The organism is Bradyrhizobium sp. NAS80.1, assembly GCF_001908205.1.
In the GTDB taxonomy this organism is placed as follows: Bacteria; Pseudomonadota; Alphaproteobacteria; order Rhizobiales; family Xanthobacteraceae; genus Bradyrhizobium.
This window is the reverse complement of sequence record NZ_LGHL01000247.1, coordinates 1-5,082: the sequence shown is the minus strand read 5'-3', so window position 1 is coordinate 5,082 and position 5,082 is coordinate 1. Positions and strand designations below refer to the sequence as shown.

The following is a 5,082-nucleotide window of genomic DNA, read 5'->3' as shown; positions in this document are numbered from 1 at the left end:
TCATCATTCGAGCCTTCATCGAGACCGTCCCGGCTCAAAACATCGCTTGAGCCGGGGCGCCGCGTCAGTTCTTCACAGACGACTACGATTGGGTTCAGACACGAGAAGTTCGTTTGCCGATGAGCGCCCCGCCCGATAATTCCGGCGCGGCTTGCGCCTTTTGGGAGAGACTATGAGGTTCAAGCCGCCGATCGTGCCGGCTGACTGATCCTCCAGGGACGGTTGTTGCCGCCGTCGGTCGCGGCTTCTCCTCCACCGCAAGCCGCGCCGGCTTGGCCGGCTACTTCATCTGCCCGATCAGCTTGGCTGCGCTGTTCGCGCCCTTCGCCAATTTCAACAGCGCCTCGCGGCCGCCGGCGGCGTAGGTCGCGGCAGCGCGCAACAGCTCGCGCAACTGCGCCGCCGCGCCTGGATCGAACCGGCACCAGGCGCCGCCGGTCAGGCGCGCGATCTCGCGAAAGGCCCGTTCGGCTACCGCGTCATCGCCTTCCTGAAACAGGAAGACCGGCACCTTGAGCATGCCGAGCTCGCCGGCCTTGGCGCAGAGATCGTCGATCTTCTCCTCCATGGCGTCGCCGACGAAGACGACGGCACGCACGCCAGATGCAACCGCCTCGCGCCGCGCCTCACTCAGCACCTTGCCGATCTGGGTGTTGCCGCCGCGGCAATCGATCTTGCTCATGAGAGCCGCAAGTCTGACGCTGTCCGATATCCATCCGGTGGCGCGGCACTCGTTGAGGCCGCGATAATAGACCAGCCGGATGTCGAGACTGCCGAGCGCCGCGGTCTCGCGAAACATGTCGGCCTGAAGCGCGCAGGCCATGTCCCAGGTCGGCTGCCGGCTCATCGTCGCGTCCAGCGCGAAGATCAGCCGCCCTTTCGCGCCGGGCGCATGCGGCGACAGCGCACGCGCCCTGGCGACGAAGGCGGCGATGTCCTCCGAGGTCGAGGTCCTGGCTTGCGGCAGCGGACCGCCCGCTTGCGCCGAGACGGCATCGCGCCCGCGTGGTTTGATGGGTTCGCCCGACATCCCTGCTTGCACCTTGCGTGAGCAGCTAATGTGGTCAGCGTGCACGCCCCGGTCAATGTACAAAGCCTCCGCAGGCAGTGCCGGCGGAGGCTTTGAAATAAGTTCAGCCTGGAAGCGAAGCGTCAGCTCTTGACGTTAGCTCCTAACATCAGCTCTTGGCGGGCGCCATCAGGGCAACCGGGCCGGGTTCGAGGATCTTGGGCGGGGCCGAACGGGTGTCGACGGGCGCGATGTCGCTGTCCGTATCGGCCAGGAATTTATCGAGCATGCCCTGGATCGAGTTCTTGGCCACATCCGGGCCGGTGTCACGCATGTCGTTATGCTGGAATTCGGTCTTCACGACCTGGATGCCGGCCTTCTCGCACTCCTCGTCGGTCGGGATCACGCCCGCGTCGGTCTTGAACTGCGGATCGTGCGAACGGAACGACAGGATCTTGAACTTGCCGGCGGTGACGAAGGGCACGCGCAGATTGTCGAGCGTGACGACCTTCTTGACCTCGTCCGGATACTGCTTGGCGAAGTACATCGTGATATCGCCGCCCATGGAGTGGCCGACCATCGTCACCTTCTCGTAGTCGGCGTTGGGCTGAACCTTCTTCATCTCCTGCATGGCGAGATGAATGTTAGCGACGCCGCGCAGGATCTGCGGCAGCCGGCCGACATAGAGCTCGCCCGGCTTGGTCACCATCGGAGGATCAGTCGGCAGGTCGTGCTGCGGGCTCACGACCATATAGCCGCGCGCCGCGAAGATGTTGGCGAGGAAGCCGTACTCGGTGTTCTTGACGGTATTGCCGTGATTGATCACTGCGACCGGCAGCTTGATCATGCCGGCGTTCGCCTGCATTTCCTTGTCCCAGCGGACCGCGATGTCGACCGGCACCGGACGGTTATCGCGCGAAGCATCATAGAAGGTGACGGTCTCGTGCTTGATCGCCCACTTGCTCACCGTGAAATAGGCGACACCGCAGAGGGCACTGACTGAAACCAGAACGGCAATTCCACGCTTCATTTTCGTCCTCAGCCTCAGGCTCTTGTGGCCTGATCCCTGTTGAAAATCGTGTTCTTCCGGGGCTCTTTGGCCCCTTGTCGCCTATTCCCTAATATATGTCACAGCCACGTGACAGGAAGGCCAAATATTGTGAACTGACAGCCCTTTCATTGTGCGGCGCACACGTTTCTTGGGCATCCCGTTCTAATATGGCTACGTCAGGGTGTAGATCACTATCCGACGCAACCGGCCTTGATCAGGTTCAATGACCCAGTAGTCGTACGGGTAAAAACGGCAAAGCGCGGTCTCGGTTCCGGCGGGAACCAACAGCTTTAGTTGGCTGGAAGTAGCGATATACCGCTGTGTCAGGCACCGAGGATGTCGTGGACCTCGAGCGGTTTGTCGACCTGGCTGAACCACTCGGCACGATTGGCTGCGCGGCGCCGGCCGCGCTCGTCCAGCGGCAGTTTGAGCTGGCGGAGCAGGCTCGTCACCTCTTCCCGTGCGGTGAGATGGCCGAGATTGGGCCGCATGCCGAGCGTCGCTTCGTCGATCTCGTCGAGGGCTGTCAGGCCACGCGGGAAAAACTCGCGATAGACGACGCGTTCGGCGAAACCGTCGACGTAGCGGAAGCCGAGCCGCAGTGACAATTCCTTCAACCCATCGGCGACGAGCTGCTTGTTGCGCGAGCCGAGCATCGACAGGCGGTTGCGCACGACGATCCAGTCCGTGGTCGCGCCGTCGAGCTGGCGGCGCTTGCGGCGGGCATCCCGCACCATCTCGGCGTAGTGGCTCTCGCCCGTGACCGCATAGCTGGCGGGATCGACGGTGCCGAGCACGTCGAAGTCGAGGAAGCTGTCGTTGATCGGCGTCACCAGCGTATCCGCCATCGAGTGCGCAAGTCGCATCAAGTAGCTGTCGGTACCGGGCGTATCGATGACGATAAAATCGAAACTGCTCTCGACCGCCGAGACCGCTTCCATGAACTGCTGGAACTCGGAATTCTCATTCTCGGCGATCTGCATGGTCTCGCCGAGCTTGATGCAGCGATGCACCGGTAGTTCGAGGTCGAGCTTGGTGCGGCGCGCCCAGGCGGAACGGTTGCTGATGTAGCGGGTGAAACTCTGCTGACGGCAGTCGAGGTCGATGGTGGCGACGCGCTGGCCGGCCTTCAGGAGCGCAACCGCGATGTGCAGGGCGGTGGTCGACTTGCCGGAGCCGCCCTTCTCGTTGCCGAGCACGACCACATGCGCCGAGCCCGATTGGCCTTGGCTAGCTTGCACGAGCATAGCGATCCTCAACGCCCCTAACGAATATCTTCAAGTTGGCCACGTCTGCGGTCAAGTGAAATGCGCGACAGGAAATGCAAATCGTAGCGCGCCGTTCTTCATCGGGAGTCGCGGCGGCGGTGCGCGGTCTGGCATCCAGCTCACAATGTCGCGGCATCCCGCGCGGGATGCTGTGCCGCATCCGGATGCATGGCGTCCACGATCGCCGCTTGCTAAGGTTAGCCGGCCGGGCGCCGGGCCACGCCAGCGCCGACTCCCAACCCTGCCGAGTCCTGATGTCACGAAGCCCCCTGATCGCCCGCACGGTCCCTGCCCTGCGACGCGCCGTCGAAACTCTACGCAAGCGAAAGGCCACAATCGCGTTGGTCCCGACCATGGGGGCACTCCATGACGGGCATGTGTCGCTGGTACGCCTCGCCAAGCGGCGCGCGAGCCGCGTCGTGGTGTCGATCTTCGTCAATCCGACCCAGTTCGCACCGACCGAGGACTTCGGTGCCTATCCGCGAACCTGGAAGGCGGACATCGCCAAGCTCGCGGCCGAGAACGTCGACATCGTCTGGCACCCCGGCGTCGAGGCAATGTATCCAGACGGCTTTGCGACCCGCATCGTGCCGGAGGGACCGGCGATCGCCGGCCTCGAGGACCGCTTCCGCCCGCATTTCTTCGGCGGCGTCGCCACCGTCGTCGGCAAGCTGTTCACACAATGCCGGCCGGACTTCGCGATCTTCGGCGAGAAGGACTTTCAGCAATTGCGGGTGGTGGCGCAGATGGCGCAGGATCTCGATCTCGGCGTCAAGGTGATCGGTTCCCGCACCGTGCGCGAGCGCGACGGGCTCGCGATGTCCTCGCGCAACGTCTACCTCTCGCCGGATGAGCGGCAGACCGCCACCGTCCTCTACCGCGCCATGAAGGAGAGCGCCGGGCGCATCCGCGCCGGCGAAGCGATCGCGTCCGCGATCGCGCGCGGCGCCGAGATGATCAAGGCGGCCGGCTTTGCGCTCGACTATTTCGAGGCCCGCCACGCCGAAACGCTTGCGCCGGTCACCTCGCGCAAGGACGGCCCGTTGCGGATCCTGGTCGCGGCCAAGCTCGGCTCCACTCGGCTGATCGACAATATCGCGGTGTGACGGCCCAGTTCGATCTTGCACGTTGCGTAAGCGGCGTGTTGGCGCTATGTCACGCCGCCCTAGCCGGCCTTGCTCAGAGCAGTCCGAGATCGCGCAGCTCGCGCCGCATCGGCTCCGGCATGGCCGCGATCGAGCCTGCAGCGGACTTGCCGAGGTCAGGCGGGACTGAATCGTCGGTGAGATAGCGCCAACCCTGGAACGGGCGCATAGGCCGCGGCGACACCGAGATCACCTTCGGCTGCATCACGATCCGGCAACGGCCGATACCATCCTTGTCGCGGAACGGCTCGATGCCAATGATCTTTTCGCGCGCAGCGATCTCGCCCTTGATCACCCAGTAGAGCGACCCGCCCGCCAGGATCTCGGCGTCGCGCTTGGGGACCATGCGGGTGATGTGGATGTGATGTTGCGGCAGCCCCTTCTTCTTGGCGGCCCGCATCCGTTCGGCAACCCACCCCTTCAACTCCTTGACGGAGTCGCAGCCGACGGCGAGCTTGATCAGGTGTAGTGGCATGCCCAACCATTAGCCGGGCAGCCACGCATTTGGAATGCCGATTCTATTGGTTATCCGCAGCCGCGGGAGCGGGAGCCGGTGTCGACGCCGGCGGCGCGAGCGGAACCGGTGCGGCCGCCGGCGCCCGAGCAGCG

At 64.1% G+C, this 5,082-nt stretch carries 5 protein-coding genes; 1 reads left to right on the top strand and 4 read right to left on the bottom strand.

Annotation, left to right across the window (positions count from 1 at the left end; translation table 11 throughout):
• Positions 1-280 precede the first annotated feature (280 nt).
• The 3 genes from AC629_RS39910 to AC629_RS39900 form a co-directional block, all read right to left on the bottom strand.
• Positions 281-1,030, bottom strand: a complete 750-nt coding sequence (locus AC629_RS39910; protein ID WP_084810163.1) for a vWA domain-containing protein — start codon at positions 1,028-1,030, stop codon at positions 281-283.
• Between the two features lie 148 nt (positions 1,031-1,178).
• On the bottom strand, positions 1,179-2,039 hold the full coding sequence (locus AC629_RS39905) for an alpha/beta fold hydrolase (protein ID WP_084810162.1): 861 nt from the start codon (positions 2,037-2,039) through the stop codon (positions 1,179-1,181).
• A 344-nt stretch (positions 2,040-2,383) separates the two neighbouring features.
• Entirely contained in the window at positions 2,384-3,307 is a 924-nt protein-coding gene (locus AC629_RS39900) for a division plane positioning ATPase MipZ (protein ID WP_084810161.1), read from the bottom strand.
• Between the two features lie 275 nt (positions 3,308-3,582).
• Here AC629_RS39900 and panC point away from each other — a divergent pair, with 275 nt between their 5' ends.
• Positions 3,583-4,434, top strand: a complete 852-nt coding sequence (gene panC, locus AC629_RS39895; RefSeq protein WP_084810160.1) for a pantoate--beta-alanine ligase — start codon at positions 3,583-3,585, stop codon at positions 4,432-4,434.
• Between the two features lie 73 nt (positions 4,435-4,507).
• Here the strand turns inward: panC and AC629_RS39890 are convergent, their stop codons facing one another.
• Complete coding sequence (locus tag AC629_RS39890) at positions 4,508-4,948, bottom strand: DUF1489 family protein (protein WP_084810159.1); 441 nt, start codon at positions 4,946-4,948, stop codon at positions 4,508-4,510.
• Between the last annotated feature and the right edge of the window lie 134 nt (positions 4,949-5,082).

What these genes read in the sequence shown, in the direction of transcription:
- AC629_RS39910 (WP_084810163.1), bottom strand. Translation starts at nt 1,030, where the DNA reads ATGTCGGGCGAACCCATCAAACCACGCGGGCGCGATGCCGTCTCGGCG.
- AC629_RS39905 (WP_084810162.1), bottom strand. Translation starts at nt 2,039, where the DNA reads ATGAAGCGTGGAATTGCCGTTCTGGTTTCAGTCAGTGCCCTCTGCGGT.
- AC629_RS39900 (WP_084810161.1), bottom strand. Translation starts at nt 3,307, where the DNA reads ATGCTCGTGCAAGCTAGCCAAGGCCAATCGGGCTCGGCGCATGTGGTC.
- panC (WP_084810160.1), top strand. Translation starts at nt 3,583, where the DNA reads ATGTCACGAAGCCCCCTGATCGCCCGCACGGTCCCTGCCCTGCGACGC.
- AC629_RS39890 (WP_084810159.1), bottom strand. Translation starts at nt 4,948, where the DNA reads ATGCCACTACACCTGATCAAGCTCGCCGTCGGCTGCGACTCCGTCAAG.